This is a genomic window from Bacteriovorax sp. HI3 (assembly GCF_059738875.1).
The window spans coordinates 1,582,900-1,597,508 of record NZ_AP026946.1; the positions used below are offsets into that span (position 1 = coordinate 1,582,900).

Annotated in this window: 17 protein-coding genes; 11 read left to right on the top strand and 6 right to left on the bottom strand. The window is 41.7% G+C overall.

The window, feature by feature from the left end; genetic code table 11:
- Positions 1–10: 10 nt before the first annotated feature.
- Entirely contained in the window at positions 11–1,195 is a 1,185-nt protein-coding gene (tgt, locus tag AC6JA8_RS07905; RefSeq protein WP_497976582.1) for a tRNA guanosine(34) transglycosylase Tgt, read from the bottom strand.
- The gene (locus AC6JA8_RS07910) at positions 1,192–3,039 is read right to left on the bottom strand and encodes an FHA domain-containing protein (RefSeq protein WP_497976583.1); all 1,848 of its coding nucleotides are present in this window, start codon (positions 3,037–3,039) and stop codon (positions 1,192–1,194) included. Before AC6JA8_RS07910 ends, tgt begins: the two co-directional genes overlap by 4 nt.
- A 156-nt stretch (positions 3,040–3,195) precedes the next feature.
- On the opposite strand from AC6JA8_RS07910, the gene AC6JA8_RS07915 reads away from it, so the two are divergent.
- From AC6JA8_RS07915 to AC6JA8_RS07925, 3 genes are all read left to right on the top strand, one after another.
- Positions 3,196–4,461, top strand: coding sequence for a hypothetical protein (locus AC6JA8_RS07915; protein WP_497976584.1), 1,266 nt, complete (start codon positions 3,196–3,198; stop codon positions 4,459–4,461).
- 67 nt (positions 4,462–4,528) lie between these two features.
- The gene (locus AC6JA8_RS07920) at positions 4,529–5,905 is read left to right on the top strand and encodes a DEAD/DEAH box helicase (protein WP_497976585.1); all 1,377 of its coding nucleotides are present in this window, start codon (positions 4,529–4,531) and stop codon (positions 5,903–5,905) included.
- Positions 5,905–6,363, top strand: coding sequence for a hypothetical protein (locus tag AC6JA8_RS07925; protein WP_497976586.1), 459 nt, complete (start codon positions 5,905–5,907; stop codon positions 6,361–6,363). Before AC6JA8_RS07920 ends, AC6JA8_RS07925 begins: the two co-directional genes overlap by 1 nt.
- Here AC6JA8_RS07925 and AC6JA8_RS07930 read toward each other — a convergent pair.
- Positions 6,360–6,776 carry a globin family protein gene (locus AC6JA8_RS07930; RefSeq protein ID WP_142409606.1) on the bottom strand — a complete coding sequence of 139 codons (417 nt, stop codon included), beginning with the start codon at positions 6,774–6,776 and terminating at the stop codon, positions 6,360–6,362. The genes AC6JA8_RS07925 and AC6JA8_RS07930 overlap by 4 nt on opposite strands.
- Positions 6,777–6,924: 148 nt before the next feature.
- On the opposite strand from AC6JA8_RS07930, the gene AC6JA8_RS07935 reads away from it, so the two are divergent.
- Entirely contained in the window at positions 6,925–7,530 is a 606-nt protein-coding gene (locus AC6JA8_RS07935; protein WP_497976587.1) for a hypothetical protein, read from the top strand.
- 54 nt (positions 7,531–7,584) lie between these two features.
- Here the strand turns inward: AC6JA8_RS07935 and AC6JA8_RS07940 are convergent, their stop codons facing one another.
- From AC6JA8_RS07940 to AC6JA8_RS07950, 3 genes are all read right to left on the bottom strand, one after another.
- Positions 7,585–8,013 (bottom strand): TraR/DksA family transcriptional regulator, encoded by a 429-nt coding sequence (locus AC6JA8_RS07940; protein WP_102243296.1) that lies wholly within the window; start codon positions 8,011–8,013, stop codon positions 7,585–7,587.
- A gap of 153 nt (positions 8,014–8,166) precedes the next feature.
- Complete coding sequence (locus AC6JA8_RS07945) at positions 8,167–8,553, bottom strand: hypothetical protein (RefSeq protein WP_166637366.1); 387 nt, start codon at positions 8,551–8,553, stop codon at positions 8,167–8,169.
- Entirely contained in the window at positions 8,550–9,110 is a 561-nt protein-coding gene (locus AC6JA8_RS07950) for a hypothetical protein (protein WP_102243298.1), read from the bottom strand. The genes AC6JA8_RS07945 and AC6JA8_RS07950 overlap by 4 nt, the downstream gene beginning before the upstream one ends.
- A gap of 108 nt (positions 9,111–9,218) precedes the next feature.
- On the opposite strand from AC6JA8_RS07950, the gene AC6JA8_RS07955 reads away from it, so the two are divergent.
- The 7 genes from AC6JA8_RS07955 to AC6JA8_RS07985 all read left to right on the top strand — a co-directional run bounded on the left by AC6JA8_RS07955 (position 9,219) and on the right by AC6JA8_RS07985 (position 14,601).
- On the top strand, positions 9,219–9,929 hold the full coding sequence (locus AC6JA8_RS07955; protein WP_102243299.1) for a 7-carboxy-7-deazaguanine synthase QueE: 711 nt from the start codon (positions 9,219–9,221) through the stop codon (positions 9,927–9,929).
- Positions 9,930–9,970: 41 nt separating this feature from the next.
- A complete protein-coding gene (locus tag AC6JA8_RS07960; RefSeq protein ID WP_497976588.1) occupies positions 9,971–11,362 on the top strand; it encodes a C1 family peptidase in 1,392 nt (463 codons plus the stop codon).
- Positions 11,359–11,772, top strand: a complete 414-nt coding sequence (locus tag AC6JA8_RS07965; protein ID WP_497976589.1) for a hypothetical protein — start codon at positions 11,359–11,361, stop codon at positions 11,770–11,772. Before AC6JA8_RS07960 ends, AC6JA8_RS07965 begins: the two co-directional genes overlap by 4 nt.
- 75 nt (positions 11,773–11,847) lie before the next feature.
- Positions 11,848–12,054: a DUF4266 domain-containing protein gene (locus tag AC6JA8_RS07970; protein ID WP_142409602.1), complete on the top strand. Its 207-nt coding sequence runs from the start codon at positions 11,848–11,850 to the stop codon at positions 12,052–12,054.
- Complete coding sequence (locus tag AC6JA8_RS07975; protein WP_497976590.1) at positions 12,041–13,204, top strand: DUF3570 domain-containing protein; 1,164 nt, start codon at positions 12,041–12,043, stop codon at positions 13,202–13,204. Before AC6JA8_RS07970 ends, AC6JA8_RS07975 begins: the two co-directional genes overlap by 14 nt.
- Before the next feature lie 9 nt (positions 13,205–13,213).
- Positions 13,214–13,642, top strand: a complete 429-nt coding sequence (locus AC6JA8_RS07980) for a TlpA family protein disulfide reductase (protein ID WP_497976591.1) — start codon at positions 13,214–13,216, stop codon at positions 13,640–13,642.
- Positions 13,639–14,601, top strand: coding sequence for an FAD:protein FMN transferase (locus tag AC6JA8_RS07985; protein WP_497976592.1), 963 nt, complete (start codon positions 13,639–13,641; stop codon positions 14,599–14,601). Before AC6JA8_RS07980 ends, AC6JA8_RS07985 begins: the two co-directional genes overlap by 4 nt.
- The last annotated feature ends 8 nt before the right edge of the window (positions 14,602–14,609 follow it).

The window sequence follows — 14,609 nt, forward strand, 5'->3', positions numbered from 1 at the left end:
GGGAGAGGAATTAATCCTCCCCACCCATATCATCATCCTTAGAATCATCTCTCTTATAATTAGCAAAAAACTCTTTCTTAAAATCCAGGAAGCGGTCCTCAAGGATCGCTTTCCTCGCACCTTCTGCCAACGACTTATAATAAGCAATATTATGAGTCGTCGCCAAAACCTGTCCCAAGATCTCATTCGAATCAAAAAGGTGCTTAATATAAGCACGAGAAAAATTCTTACAAGTATAACAAGAACAAGAATGGTCGATAGGATAAAAGTCACGGCGATAATTTCTATGACGAATACGAATCTTCCCACGCGACGTAAATAGCGTCCCACCACGAGCAAATTTCGTTGGAATGATACAGTCACTCATATCAATTCCATTTTCCCATAACATCAGAAGATCTTCTGGGTTACCAATCCCCATAGCATAACGAGGTTTGTTTTCTGGCATAAGAGGAGCTGTGAAGCTCACGATCTTTTCCATCCACTCAGCACCTTCACCAACTGATACACCACCGATGGCGTATCCAGGAAGGTCGCGTTTTACAAGTTCTTCAACACACTCTTTACGAAGGTCGTTGTATGTTGATCCTTGAATGATTCCAAAAAGCGCTTGTTTTGGATTGTTCCAAGTGGCGATACAACGATCAAGCCATCTGTGAGTTCTATCCATTGAGTTTTTGGTGTACTCGCGAGTGGCAGGATATGGGATACACTCGTCGAAGGCCATCATGATGTCTGATCCAAGGTTTTGTTGGATCGTGATTGATGTCTCTGGAGAAAGAAGAATTTTTGCACCTTTTTGGTCTTTAAATTCTGCACCTTCTTCTTTGATTGATTTCTTTTGAAGAGAGAAAACCTGGAATCCTCCCGAGTCTGTTAGGATGGGGCGAGGCCAGTTCATAAACTTATGAAGCCCACCAGCTTTTTTCACGAGGTCTGAACCTGGAGTTAAGTGAAGGTGGTAGGTGTTTGAAAGAATAATTTTTGTGTCCATGTCTTCTAGGACTTGTGGTTGAAGCGCTTTGATCGCTCCGTGAGTTCCTACGGGCATGAAGACGGGAGTTGGGATATCTCCGTGTGGAGTAGTGATAACACCGGCGCGGGCCTTTGAGTGACGATCTACGTGCTCTAGTTTGAATTTGAAGTGTTCTTTGACTTGGTCTTGGATTCTTGGGGTATCAGTGGCACTCATCATTTTTCTCCAGGATTTTCCATTGGTGTGAGTTGGTTTTTAATGTCGGCGAAGGACTTGTGAACGTTTTTGTTGGTCACAGATTTCATAACGGCATCGATGTTTTTGATGACAGCGCGTTTTGCTCTGTCGGTTAGGTCCATTTCTGCGTGTACTATCCTTACGTTAGAGAGGTTATTAGCAACTCCGACGTAATAAGTCAAAAAGGTTTGCTCGTCACCGTGTAAAAAAGAGTCTTGGGCCAGAAGGAGGTCTACGTTTTGGCGATTTAAGACGACGGTATTTTCAGATTCAGAAAGAAGCTTGCTCCAGATCTGTTCCTCAAAAACGGCGGATAAAGCGCCTTTATTAGGTGAATCGATGCTAAAGCATTTGATCCCCATTGGAGTGAAGACGTAATAATAATCGATGCCAGTGCTGCCAATAAAAAACATTGGGGATTGTGGAGCATAGGACTTAAGAGTGGCCTCGTTGGTAGTGATTCCTTCCATCAGGCGGGACTTGATGAGAGTGGCACTTCCAAAGAAAGGGCCGAGGTTTAAGAATAATGATTTTACCTGGCCAGGCGAAGACATCAAGGCCACTTCAATCATTTCCTTTTTTTCTCTTATGGTAAGTTCGCTAAAAGGGAGACGATGAAATGTTTTATAAAGTGGGTTGGCGTACTCCATCTGATCGTCAAGGTCGTTATAAAAAAAGTCTCTGACTTCTTTAATCACGATACTAGTGTTGGTTTTTAGATCAAAAAGCTCGAAGGCCCTTTTTTTCGATTCTGCTCCAACATAAGGAAGAAGCATATAGCGGGGAGAGAGTTCGGCGTTGAGATTGACCTGCAGGTCCTTAGAGAAGCTAAAAATACTTCTAGCGCGCAACTCTTTGTGGGTGCTCGGCCCATCGACCATGGGAGTGATAGGTAGATTGTAAGGAGAGGGAAGGAAAAAAGGGGAGAAGACAATAAAAAGGATGACAAGAAAAACTCCAACTTTTCTCACTCCTTTAAAAAAATAATTCTGGCTTAGTGAGTTTTGTGCTGGAAGGAGAAAAAGAGAAAACAAAAATGTTTTTAAGCGAAAGAAAATCAATTTGCCGAATTTGTTTTCACCTTTATGACGAAGGCCAAGCAGGAACTGGCCGATAGTTGTTCCAAACACCAACGTTTGGGCAAAACTTAACAAGTACCAGGCAATGAAGAATTTAAAAAATGAATGGGTTTTTAGAGGGAAAATGACAGAGGCAAGATAATCGATAATCACGATGGCGTAATCTTGGGCAAAAACGATGGGAAGTAAAACAGCGAGCACTAAATAAGTGATAAAAAAATCAAAAACAAGTGAAGACGTTTTAACCACCCATAGGTTGATGATTGAATGCCCTTCGATACTGTCGATGACATTGGGTCTGACATGGACTTCTCGTCTCATTGAACCCGTCGGATTGTCTGCATAAACGATTTTTTCTGGAATAGACTCAGGAGTGAGGTCTTCGAGAGAATTAAAGACAATAGGTTTTACTCTCTGACTTTCATGTACAAGTACGACTTCAGAGCGGACGATAATTTCTGCCCCTGAAAGTTGAATGCGGTCATCAATTTCTAGTAAATATGTTTTCCCTTCCTCCAGAGGAAGGGAGTTTAAAAAAGTCTGGTTCGTATTTCCCAGATAAACGAGTGCAAGATTTTCCCCTTTCGCAATAAATTCCAGGTGGCGATTCTTAATTTTTGTTCCAGATAAAACCAAGTCGCAACGAGGGTCAAGGCCTACGGTGATGGTGTCGATCACATCGATTTTCATCGGCGGCTTGTTATCTAGGCGAACATCGAGGCGGAATTGGTTTTTTTCTTGGTTCATAGTGAGATAATTATCGCAAAAAATATCAGACTTTAACAATCAAAAGATAAATGGATGTCTTTGCTCGGGCATAATCCACTTTACAATTTTTTGTCACCCACTACGATGGAGACTAATAACAATTTTGTGCATCATGAACAATCAAGGAAGATTTGAATGAAACCTATCAGAGCTCTTGCCCTAGGTACCCTGGTTGCCGGATCGTTGACGGCCCAAGCTTATGACGTTGTTGAACGCTATAAGATTATCGACGATAAGTTAAAAACAGAAGCAATGCTAAGACCAATCGGACACGACTTCTTCTTTGATATTGGGGCAACGGCCAATAAAAACGTTCAGGATGTTATTGACGATATCGACAAAGCTTCAAAGTTTCAGGGAACGGACCAGGAAAAAATTGATGAAGCAAACCGTATTCTAACAAAATATGATAAGACCGAACAAACGTTGAAAATAAACGTGGCTCTGGGAACTCCACTTCCGTCATTTTCAGCATGGGATGTGAAGTTTACGCCAAACTTTAGAGTGTATGTTGATGTCGGGGCCAATATTGGAATTAGAAGCCAAAAAGTAACCAACCAAGATCTTCTTGATTTGTTTAGAGACGATGTACCAGCAGAACTTCAAACGATCATCTTGGGTCTTGACCTGGTTTCAGAACAAGGAAATGACATCAAGACTATTTGTATTGCCCGCACGACGGCCAATACAGCTGCAAGGCTTTACTGTGACAACTTACCGACAGGAAAATATATTGTTCCAAACGTTGGAAATAACCCGACGATGACTCTTTTTGCAAAGGCCGATGCGAAAGCAGGATTCTTCAATGATTACACATACGGCGAGCACTTCTTTGGGAATTTCAACCTGTACGGAATGGGAAGAGCGGATCTTTATCAATTCGTAACAGGAACTCAGATCGCAAAAGGGGACTCAATCGACACTCCTGACAAAATGAACACTGAAACAACGGTTCAAGTCGATTACCGTCTAGGTTACAGAAACTCAAATTACTCAACATTCCTAGGTATTGAAGAACTAAAACTAACTAAAATCGGTGACGCAAAAGAAGGCTCAAAGGCCCATATGTATGACTATGACCCATTAATTCGTTTCCACGCAGACGCACGATACCGTTTAAACGCTTTATCTCTTCAGCCTTTTATTGGTGTCCACAAGAGGTCAGGATACGGATTTGCTGACGGTATGTACGCAGGTACGAGTGTCGGGGCCCACGTCTGGGGAGACCGCCTGGGGCTTGAGTTCCGCGCCATGGTAGATAAACAATATTTAACCCTGACTCCACGTATGAAACTGTGGTTAATGCAGCTTGAATACTCGCTTAAAAAGCCACTTAAGGACACTGACGAGGACGTAAAGCTTACAGCGCTTCACTCGGTCGATTTCCGCATTTTCTTTTAATAGTCTGTTAGTCGTGGTAAGCTGGTTTTAAATTAACTAGCTTACCGCGCATCAGATGAGTCCAACCATGAGTTTCGAAAAAATCCTATCACATCCTTCAGTCCTTGCTTTTACTACAGAAAATAAACTTAAAGAGCCTACGCGCATTCAATCTTTAGTTATTCCTGATTTTATCAAGGGTAAATCAGTTAACGTTATCGCTAAAACTGGTTCAGGGAAAACTCTGTGTTTTGCTCTTCCAATTTGCGAGCTTTTAAAAACGGCCGAAGAAGATGGAATGGTCGGGGACCCGAAAGAAACAAAAGGGAAACCTCGCGCTGTTATCTTAGCTCCAACAAGAGAGCTTGCTCTTCAGCTGCAAAAAGTTTTTAAATCTGTTTCTCACCATGTAAAGCTTCGCGTGCGTATGCTCGCTGGTGGTGAAGCTGCTAAGGCGAACCATCTTCTTTCTCGCGACAATATTGATATTTTAATCGCGACTCCAGGGCGCTTAAGTAATGCCCTTAAAAGAAAAGAACTAAACCTTAAAGAAACAAACTACCTGATCATGGACGAAGCAGACCAATTATTGGAAATGGGGTTCCGTCGCGACCTGGAAAATATCTACAAGTCTTGTGATGACACTTTAGTGCACGTGGGGCTTTTCAGTGCGACTCACTCACCAAGTCTTGATGAATTCTGCCGTACCATTTTTGCTGAGATTGATTTTGCTAGCTACAACAGCGAAGATAAAAACAAACTGACTCAATCAGTGCGTACATTTAACATTTACTTAAAAGACGATGAAAAACTGAAAATGACTGAAGCCTTTTTAAAAAATCAGGCCCAGGGACGCGGGATTATCTTCGTTAACAAACACGATACAGTAACCTCGCTTTACTCTCAGCTTCCGGAGAAATTCCCGAAAATGAAGTTCCATGCTCTTCACGGGGAAATGGAAGCAAAAGCAAGAAAGAAGGCCTACGATCAATTCCTAAAAGAAGGTGGAGTGCTGATTTCAACTGATATCACTGCTCGCGGAATGGATATTGAGGACCTGGTTTGGGTTATGAACTTCGATCTTCCATTTGAAGCTGTTTACTACATCCACCGTTGTGGTCGCGTAGGAAGAAGACAGGCAGAGGGCTTTGCTTACAACCTGGTGACGCCAAAAGATATGAACATCATCACGCGTATTAACGAAGCGATTAAAAACCAATCAGCGATTCGTTTAACTGCTTTTGATGAGAAGAAGTTCTCTGCGGTTAAAGCGATTAAAGCAAAAGCTGTTGAGACGAAGCTGGATAAAAAGAAAAAGCAGCTTGATGAACTCAAGAAGAAAGTTTTCACTAAGAAAAAACCGGGTGAGAAACGCCACGCTAAAACTGTTAAAAACGTAAACACTCCTCGCTATAAGCGCACTGGAAAATCTCCAGCAAAGAAAACGACGAGATCAGCAAGATAATGAAATTAAAACTAGCGATTTTATTTTTAGGTGCTTTTTTGATTTTTGGTTGTTCCAAAAAGAAAGAAGCACCTGATTTAAAATACACGCTGGAAGAATTCAACCTCATCCTGGATTCAACAGGGGCCGCCGGCGATAAAGACGCGGCCAACGCCATCAAGTTTGAAGACTACGCTCCAGGAGTTAATAGAGTCAATTCAAGGCCTATGGTCTATCAGCGCTTAAGTTTTGCTGTGGTTGAATTTGAAACTGAAAAACAGGCCCGTGAAGAAGCTCTAAGACTTAATCAGTATTACTCTCGCAACTGGCTTTTTGATAAAGTTGAAGGGGAGCCGATCTTAGAAGATTTAATGATTGTGAAATTCCATGCGGCCAATCCAAAGCGTAGGGTTCAAAGAAAACCAGTGAACATTCCTTCAGAGCACGCGGCCCCTGCAGGCGGCGGCGAGCACCACTAAAAATTTCTGGAAAACATATTTGGGTTTGATTCAAATCGCTCTTTAAAAAAGGCGATTCGTTTTTTCCATTCAGCAGTGATCAACTGAATTTCTGCCAGCTCCTCTGCCGGGGCCTGTGTCCTGAATTGCTCTTCAAGTTCATCGAGGGTTTGGTGAAAGAGCATGACCCATCTTCCAAGCTCTCCGCGCTTAATTCCAATCTGTAGATGCGTGAGCATAAGCCTGAATTGCGGGCCTTCTAAAGGTTTTGTGATTTGCCCCGTCAGTTGCATTTCCCAGAAGGTCGCAATTCTCTGCAGGTGGCTTTCAAGCTCTTCTGGCTGCCTGAATTTCTCGAAATGATAGCCAATAAGGACGTCATAGACGGCCTTTTTGTAGAAAGCTTCCACCACGATATAGATCAGTTCACGCATAAAAAGTGGCCCTAAACCCTTAAAATTTATTATCAGACTAAAAAAGTAAACTTATTCCATGAGTAACCGATAGGATCGGTAAAGTAAACCCTATAAGAGGATTGTTGTGATGGGCCTATCCCATTTCACCAAATTTATGATCGGACTCATGATTGCTAGCTCTGTCATGGCAGAAGACGTAAGCGTGCAGTCGCTTTCTGATGGAGCTTGTTGGTATGAGCAAGGCGATGCCTTAAGAATCGCAAGCTTTAACGACAAAGAGTCTATTCTTATCACTCGCGATGAAGTCGAGTATCAGGTTGAAGAATTACTTTACGGTAAAAAAAGAGACAAGGCCCTAACGAGTGACCTGACTCTGCACTGTGGAGGATATGGATCAAGCCTGGTGGTTAAATCTGAATTTAATAATCGCCCTATCTGTCTTTGGTTAAAACTGAATAAAGGAAAACTGCAAATCAGGTCAATGGGTGGATTAGAGCAAACAAAAAATGACCTGTGTGATGGATACAAGTGGGGAGAGCTGATTGTTGGTTTAAAATCCATCGATCAAAAAAATCTGCTTGAATCAGAGCAATTCCATAGCATGATTAAATCTGTTTCTGTGGTTTCTGGTACGACGATGAAAGTTGTTTTAAAAGATGAGTTTCACGGAAAAGAGTACGCGGTGATGGATGAATTAAAAAAGCACAATCTCAAATATGTCGAACTTAATTTCTACCAGCATCCAGTAGGCGAAGCAGCTCCCTTAAAATAAAAATGCGACCCAAAAGAGTCGCATCCTTAAAAGAATAATTGTTTTGTGTGTTTCTTATCTTGTAGTGTCGTGAAGAGCACGTCCAAGAGATTTCGATTTTTTGTCGAAGAAATTGTTGTTTTCTGCCATTTCTGCTTCTTCTTTACAAGCGATACAAAGTTCAGCTGTAAGGCGAGCATTTAGTCTTTCAAATCCAATCTCAGCATCACATTCTTCGCATAGACCGTAAGTCCCGCGGTTCATAGCATCGAGAGATTTATTGATCTTCTTTAGGTAGAAGTTTTCGCGGTTAATGAAACGGATATCGTGAGAAGTTTGTGTGTTAACACTAGCTTCATCAAGAGGATCAGACAGCTCATTTCTATCAAGCTGATATGATTCTTGTTCAAGCTTCTTATTCGCGATGCGTTCTTTTTCCGATAACAGTTTATCTTTTAAAATAGCAATTTGTTTGTCTGACAGATAAGCATTCTCTCTTTTCATTCTTACTCCTGAAAAATAACCGCATTCATCCTCAATGATATTTTGCGGCGGCAAACATTTAAAAGAACAGTATTCTGGAAATTGAAGATACAGATAGGGGAGCAATCTAGTAAATTACTAAAATCTAACAAAGCTTAACATCTTTGATAGAATTTATTTGATTCCGCTTGGAAAAGAGGCTTCGCAGTATGGGCAAAAGTGCCAGAATTGCAGGTCGACTTCTGTCTTGCATGATGCGCAAGTGATGAGACACTCTAAGTCAACAAAGTCTTCTCCACCCATGAAGAGATCTTTTCTCATTGCACGAATTGTTGTCGGATGTGCGCGGAATTTTTTTGGATCGAGTTTATCTGGAATGAACATCGCGGGCGCGACAGCTTTATCCGGGATGATATTGACCTTATAAGTTTCGTGATAATCAGTTTCAAAAAGAGGAGTGGTCGCAGCGTTGGTGTATGTTTTTAACTTCTCCAGCTGTGATTGTGGATCGTGATGTTTTTGTAGGAACTTTCTGACTTCTTCGTCGTTATAGCGGCTCATAACTTCATTCGCTTCCATTCGTTTTCAAGATACTCAATGATTTGAGAACTTGCTTTTTGGTGTTTATCAAAAAGTTTCATCAGCCCTGGTTTCGCGGCCAGCACTTCATTTTTTAAACGCAAACTCATTGGTCCAAGGGACTCAATCGTTCTCAAGGCCCATTCTTTGACTTCAGGGTTTTTGTCTTTGATTAAATTTTTTAGCACTTCAAAGTATTCAAAAGAAATCATTGTTCCGGTTTTTAAACTTTCAGCGACCACATGTTTTTGTGAAGCTGAAAGAGCGTAGACAATGAGTTCGTGGTCTTTGATATTTTTGAGGGTTTTAATGAAGAGTTCATTAAACTCAGCAGTCGTGTTTTGTGAGTTATCTAAGATGCAGAGAATTTTCTTTAACGTCTCGCTTTGAAGGGCCTTGTCAGTTCCTTCAGCGAGGATTTTTTCCCATTCGCCTTTGAGGTCCGCCAGAAGCTCGGGGGTGAGCTTGATCTGGGGACGGTGTCCTTGGCGCAGTTTCTCAATAGTGTCTCGGTATAATTCTTGATATTTTTGGTTCATATATACGTATTTTATCACTAATTTAGGGGGAGAGGCTGAAAAAAGTACTTACTCCCGAAGGTATCATTTGACGCCTATAGGCCCCCCCTGTAAAAAGACAAATTACATATGAATGGAAATCACCTCATAAATTCTATTTACCGCGCTACCGAAGGAGAAGGAGTCTTTTTAGGACGCCCGCAAATCTTCGTTCGCTACCAGGGCTGTACGGTAGGATGCTTGAACTGTGATTCAAAAGACACTTGGGACTTCGATAAAGAAGCGGGAATCGATCTGGAAGAAATCCTGGCGAGAGTTCACGCAGAAGGCTTTAACGGAACGATTAAAAACGTTTCGATTACTGGGGGAGATCCACTTCACCCAAGCCACGTGCCTCACGTCCTGGCACTTGTTAAAGCACTTAAAGAAAGAAAGTATTACGTGAATATTGAAGCGGCCGGAACTCGTGTTGTAGACGAAATCTTCGACTTAGTTGACTATATCAGTTTCGACTATAAAACGCCTTCCACAGGGGTAAAAACTCCCCTTAAGAACATCCAAAAAATGAACGCTCAGTACGGAGCGAAGTTTCAGTTAAAATCAGTTATCGCTGACAGAGTGGATTTTGAATCGACTCTTGATGCTTTCAAATCTCTGGCAACAACCGAAAGCTCTCTTTCTTTTCCATGGGTTCTGACTCCTTGTTATAACCTGGGAGAGAAATTTCCAATGGAGCGTTTCCAGAATGTCTTAAGCTGGAATGAAGAAAACGGCGGATTTTTCCGCGTGATCGGTCAGCAACACAAATGGGTTTTTGGACCCGACCAAAAATTAGTGTAAAACAAGTTTAAAAAATTTCTCCCTCAGCTATAATTGTTGAGATGGCAAACCTAAGAGAGACCACGAAGGTCTTAGTCTGTATTCTTTGCGCTTTCATCGTCGTCCTCTCAAAGGCTGGCGCCGATGTTTGTGAAGACGCCGTTTTAGAATTTCAAGTCGCTTCAGAGCCCTATACCAGCAAACGTTTAATGGCCTACGATGATGTCAAGGCCTTCTCAGGAATCTATTCGCAGTTTAAATCGCAAATTGCCGGACAAGAATGTTCTTCAAATGCCATTCTTGAAACAAATGATATCCGTCAGAGTGTGAAAGAAAAGCGCATCGAGACTGTTCAGAAGTACATGAAGCTTGGGATTAAAGAAGAAGGCGGTAAAGATCTTTCGAGCGAATACGATTACCTCACAGGAAAAAGTAAAAAATACAAATACGACTTTGAAGATGTCTTCAACCAGCCGGCCGGAAAAGTTGTCGTTAATAACAAAGTGTATGAAGACATTGTTGTGCCTCCGAAAAAAAATGAATCAGTGGTAAAGCCAGCTATCAGTGGCGGAAAGTGTGCAGATAAAATTAATCAAAACGAAGCTGTGAACTTAGACAATGTTAGGAATCAGGATACAGTCGGTTGGTGTTACGCCTACACGGCAGCTGATCTTTTAAGTTACCGCTTGAAAAAAAGAATTTCGGCCGTGAGTTTGTATAATTCCGGACAAGAAATCGAACAGGATATCAAGACTCGTGAATCGGCCAATGGGGGAGATATTAAACGAAGTATTGATAATTATCTCACGAAAAAAAATGGCCTGTGTTTAGAGGATGACTTGCCCTCTAACGATTTTAAGTTTTGTACAGATAGTAACTATAGTGATTTTTTAAATAATCTTTTGAGTTCTGCCAGAGAAAAAAGAATTGAGCAGGACCTGACCAGCAATTGTTTCGGAAGCGATATTAAGAAGGCCTTCCCAGGTGTAGATGTTAATTTTATTCGCAACCACACGAATCGTTATGGGACAAAAAAACTAGTTGAGGCCTTATACGACAATCAATGTAAAGAGTTGAGCTTCAAAGGCTACCGCGCCGAAGTTATCAGTCAGTTTACTTCGCGCTACCCCGTCGATACTCTGATGAAAACCATTAATGATCAGATTTCAAATGGTGAGATTATCGGAGTGGGTTACGACTACAATAAAGTTAACGGTGAAGCTGGCCCTGGGGACCATGGATCTATTGTCGTAGGAAGAAGAACGAATCCTGAGACCGGAGCTTGTGAGTATCTCCTGAGAAATAGCTGGGGGAAAAACTGCGAACAAAATGAAGGTGAAGGGCTGAGTTGCCATAAAAATTGCGATAGCAATGGCTGCCGCTACAGCGGGCATTTCTGGGTTTCTGAATCAAAACTTAAGCAATCAATTAGTGGAGTGACCTATCTGAAATGAAGACGCTGCTCATTTTCATCAATCTTATTTCATTTTCGGCCGTCGCTGATGTTTGTAAGAAGGCGAGCATTCGCTACATTTTTGATAAAAAACCAGTTTATGAAAAAACTGAGCTCTGTCAGAAAAAAACACCAGACAATATGCTTTTTTACCTTTCTGCAAGCTGTGCAAACGATAAATGCAATATCCTAAAGAAATATAAGAGTGAACTGGTCATTAAAGATTATCGCTCAAATATTGGTTCACCTGGCTTTAAGCTTTGCCAAGAACTTGGTGGTGTTCCCCAGATTTTTGAGTTTACTTTTTCTGATAAAGGTCTCTGGCAAAGTGCTGAGCGCTGTTTGTTTGGTAAAATCGACTTTGTTGAGATTTCTTACCTGAGCCGTGAATGGAAGCCTTATATTAAGTAAAAATTTATTTTGATGGATTGTCTTTTGTCTTTTCCAGGCCAACAATAGAATGGAAAAGAAAAAAGGGAGTTTTTCATGCGCGTGCTTATTATCGTGTCATTGCTGAGTGCACTGACGTCTTGTGCAAATGTCGATCAGATTGATCGCGGTCTTCTCGCTAAAAGAATTATGCAACTTGACCCTCATCCGGAAGAGACCGTTTTTCAGGATGAAGTGAGGGCCTTTAGGGAAGGTGCTATTGGTGGAGGAAAAGCAGTAGGAGGTGGTTGTGGGTGCAACTAAGCTTCAGCGTTTTTTCTTATCACTTGTAATTTTTATTTTAGGACTTTCAAACGCTTTTGCTGAAATGATGGTGAAGGGAAAGACGAAAGTAAAAACACTTTTTAATTTCTACTCTCAAAACAGTAAGACAGGAAAGCAAGTTCTGGACAACTCTGGTAATGAAGATGTCAGAGTGATTGAGCCACAGATTTTTGTTAAACATCAAATCACGGAAGACACAGAAATCAATGCTAGTTTTGTCCTCGACACCTGGACGGCCGAGTCTGATACCATCTTAGATGGTAACACTGGTGCCAGCGGAGAAGGGAAAAAAGGGCAGGCGCGTGTTGCTCCTAATATCGGTGTTCGCAGAGAATCGGGGAAGGCCACTTATGGCATGAATCTTGGTTTCTCCAGCGAGTATGATTATACTTCAAAAAACATCTCTTTGGATTACGCTCATTCATTTAAAAATGACAACTTCACTATTGGACTTGGACTGCAGTACTACGCCGATACCGTGGGGCTTTTCCAGGATATCACACCACCACAAAATGCGGTGATGAACAAAAAACACGACCGCGATATTTATGCCATCAGTTTAGGTGGATCACAAATCCTAACCAGAAGTGACATTGTTGAGTTCGATGCAACTTACGCCAACTCACAAGGGCGACTGGAGTCAACGGCAGGAACAGTCAATATCAATGGGACTCGTGAACTCGAATCACTTCCGGGAAGAAGAGAGAGAACGGCCTTTTCTGCTAAATGGGTGCATGCTGTTGGTGAAGAGATGTCTTTTCACTTGAGTTACCGCAATTACTTTGATGACTGGGGATCAAGGGCCCACACTGCACGCCTGGCCTATTTATTCTCCCTTCGTGATGACCAGGACTTCTTAGAGTTTGCCATGAGAGTGCATTCTCAAACGGCCGTGGATTATTATAAAGATGCCTTCGGGACACAAGAGCGATTTATGACGAGTGATTCTGATATGAGTAAGTTTACTTCATTAGAGCCTTCCGTTATGTACTCGCATCTCTTGGGAGATTTAAAGGTGTTTGGAATGAACCTGGCCGACTCTGAATGGGCGACAGGGGCAACTTACGGAAAGAGAAATACCGGGCTTTCGTATGCTTATTTACAAACATCACTGAGTGTTTCATTTTAAGGAGTCATAATGAAAGTGTTAATAGTTGCTCTAATGCTTTTTTCTCTAAATGCTCAAGCGGAAAAAATGAAGGATTTCACTCTTCCTATACATCAAAAGAGCGAAAAGTTTCATTTGCAGGAAGAAGTGAAGAAGAAAAAAGTCCTGCTTAATTTTTGGGCCACATGGTGCACATCATGCATTCATGAGCTGCCAAAGCTAGAGGCCTTAAAAGAAAAATACTCTGATAGCGTGACTTTTGTTTCTGTGAATGCTGGAGAAAAAGACAACCTAATTGAGCGTTTTCAACGAAAATATAAGTTCAGTTATACAATGTTAAAAGATGAAGACCGCTCATTTTCAAAAAGCCTGGGCGTCGATTCATTACCGGTGACAATCGTGGTGGATAAAGACATGAACATTATTTATCGCGATGTTGTTCCGCCAACAAGCCTATGAATCAGGTGACTTGCCAAAAAACTTATCAAGTGATGGGGGGAGAGTTTCAATTTTTGTGCTTTCCCCAGTCATTTTTATCTAGGGAAGATGTTTACGCTCTTTTTGAGGAAGCCTACCAGGAAGTCAAAAGAATTGAAGAGAAGTTTACAGACTTCAAAGAAAGTTACTTCAGCCGCATCAATTCCATGGCCGGAGTGGGCCCCGTTGACATAGATGAAGAGACTTTGGGGCTCATTAAAAAATCACATGAAGTCGCAGAAAACTCCAACGGTGTTTTTGATATCAGCTTTGCTTCTATCGGGCACTGGTGGAGAGCGCACAAGGAAGAAGGAAAAGTCCTAAGCGAAGATTTTATCAAAGAGCATTTGAAATACATTGATTACCGCCTCATTAAGCTAGATGAAAAAAAGAAAACGATCTTCCTTCCTTTTTCTCAAATGAGAATCGGCCTGGGAGGAATTGGTAAAGGTTATGCTGTTGATAGAGTGTATGACCTTTTTAAGAAACGCGGTCTGGTTAATTTTTATATCAATGGCTCCGGTGATATACGAGTGGCCGCAGAACTGACGGCGCCGCGCTCGTGGAGAATTGGCATCCGCAATCCTCTTTCTTCGGACCCAAAAAAAGCAGTGGGAGTAATTCAACTGCATAATGGTGCCGTTGCCTCATCTGGTGGTTATGTCCACAATGTCGGTGGAGACCGCTTCAATAACCACATTATTCATCCGCAAACGGGGATGTCGGCCAGGGAAATTATAGGTAGTACTGTGCTTGCAGATAATGCCATCACTGCGGACACCACAGCGACTATTTTGATGAATCTTTCAAAAAAAGAGGGCATTGAATATTTGAATAGACGACAACTATTTGGACTGGTTTTTTGCAAGGAAGGAAAGAGTTATCTTTCTGAAACAGCACTTAAGCATTTTGGAATGGAAGTGAAAGGCCCTGCACTTTAAGCAGGGCC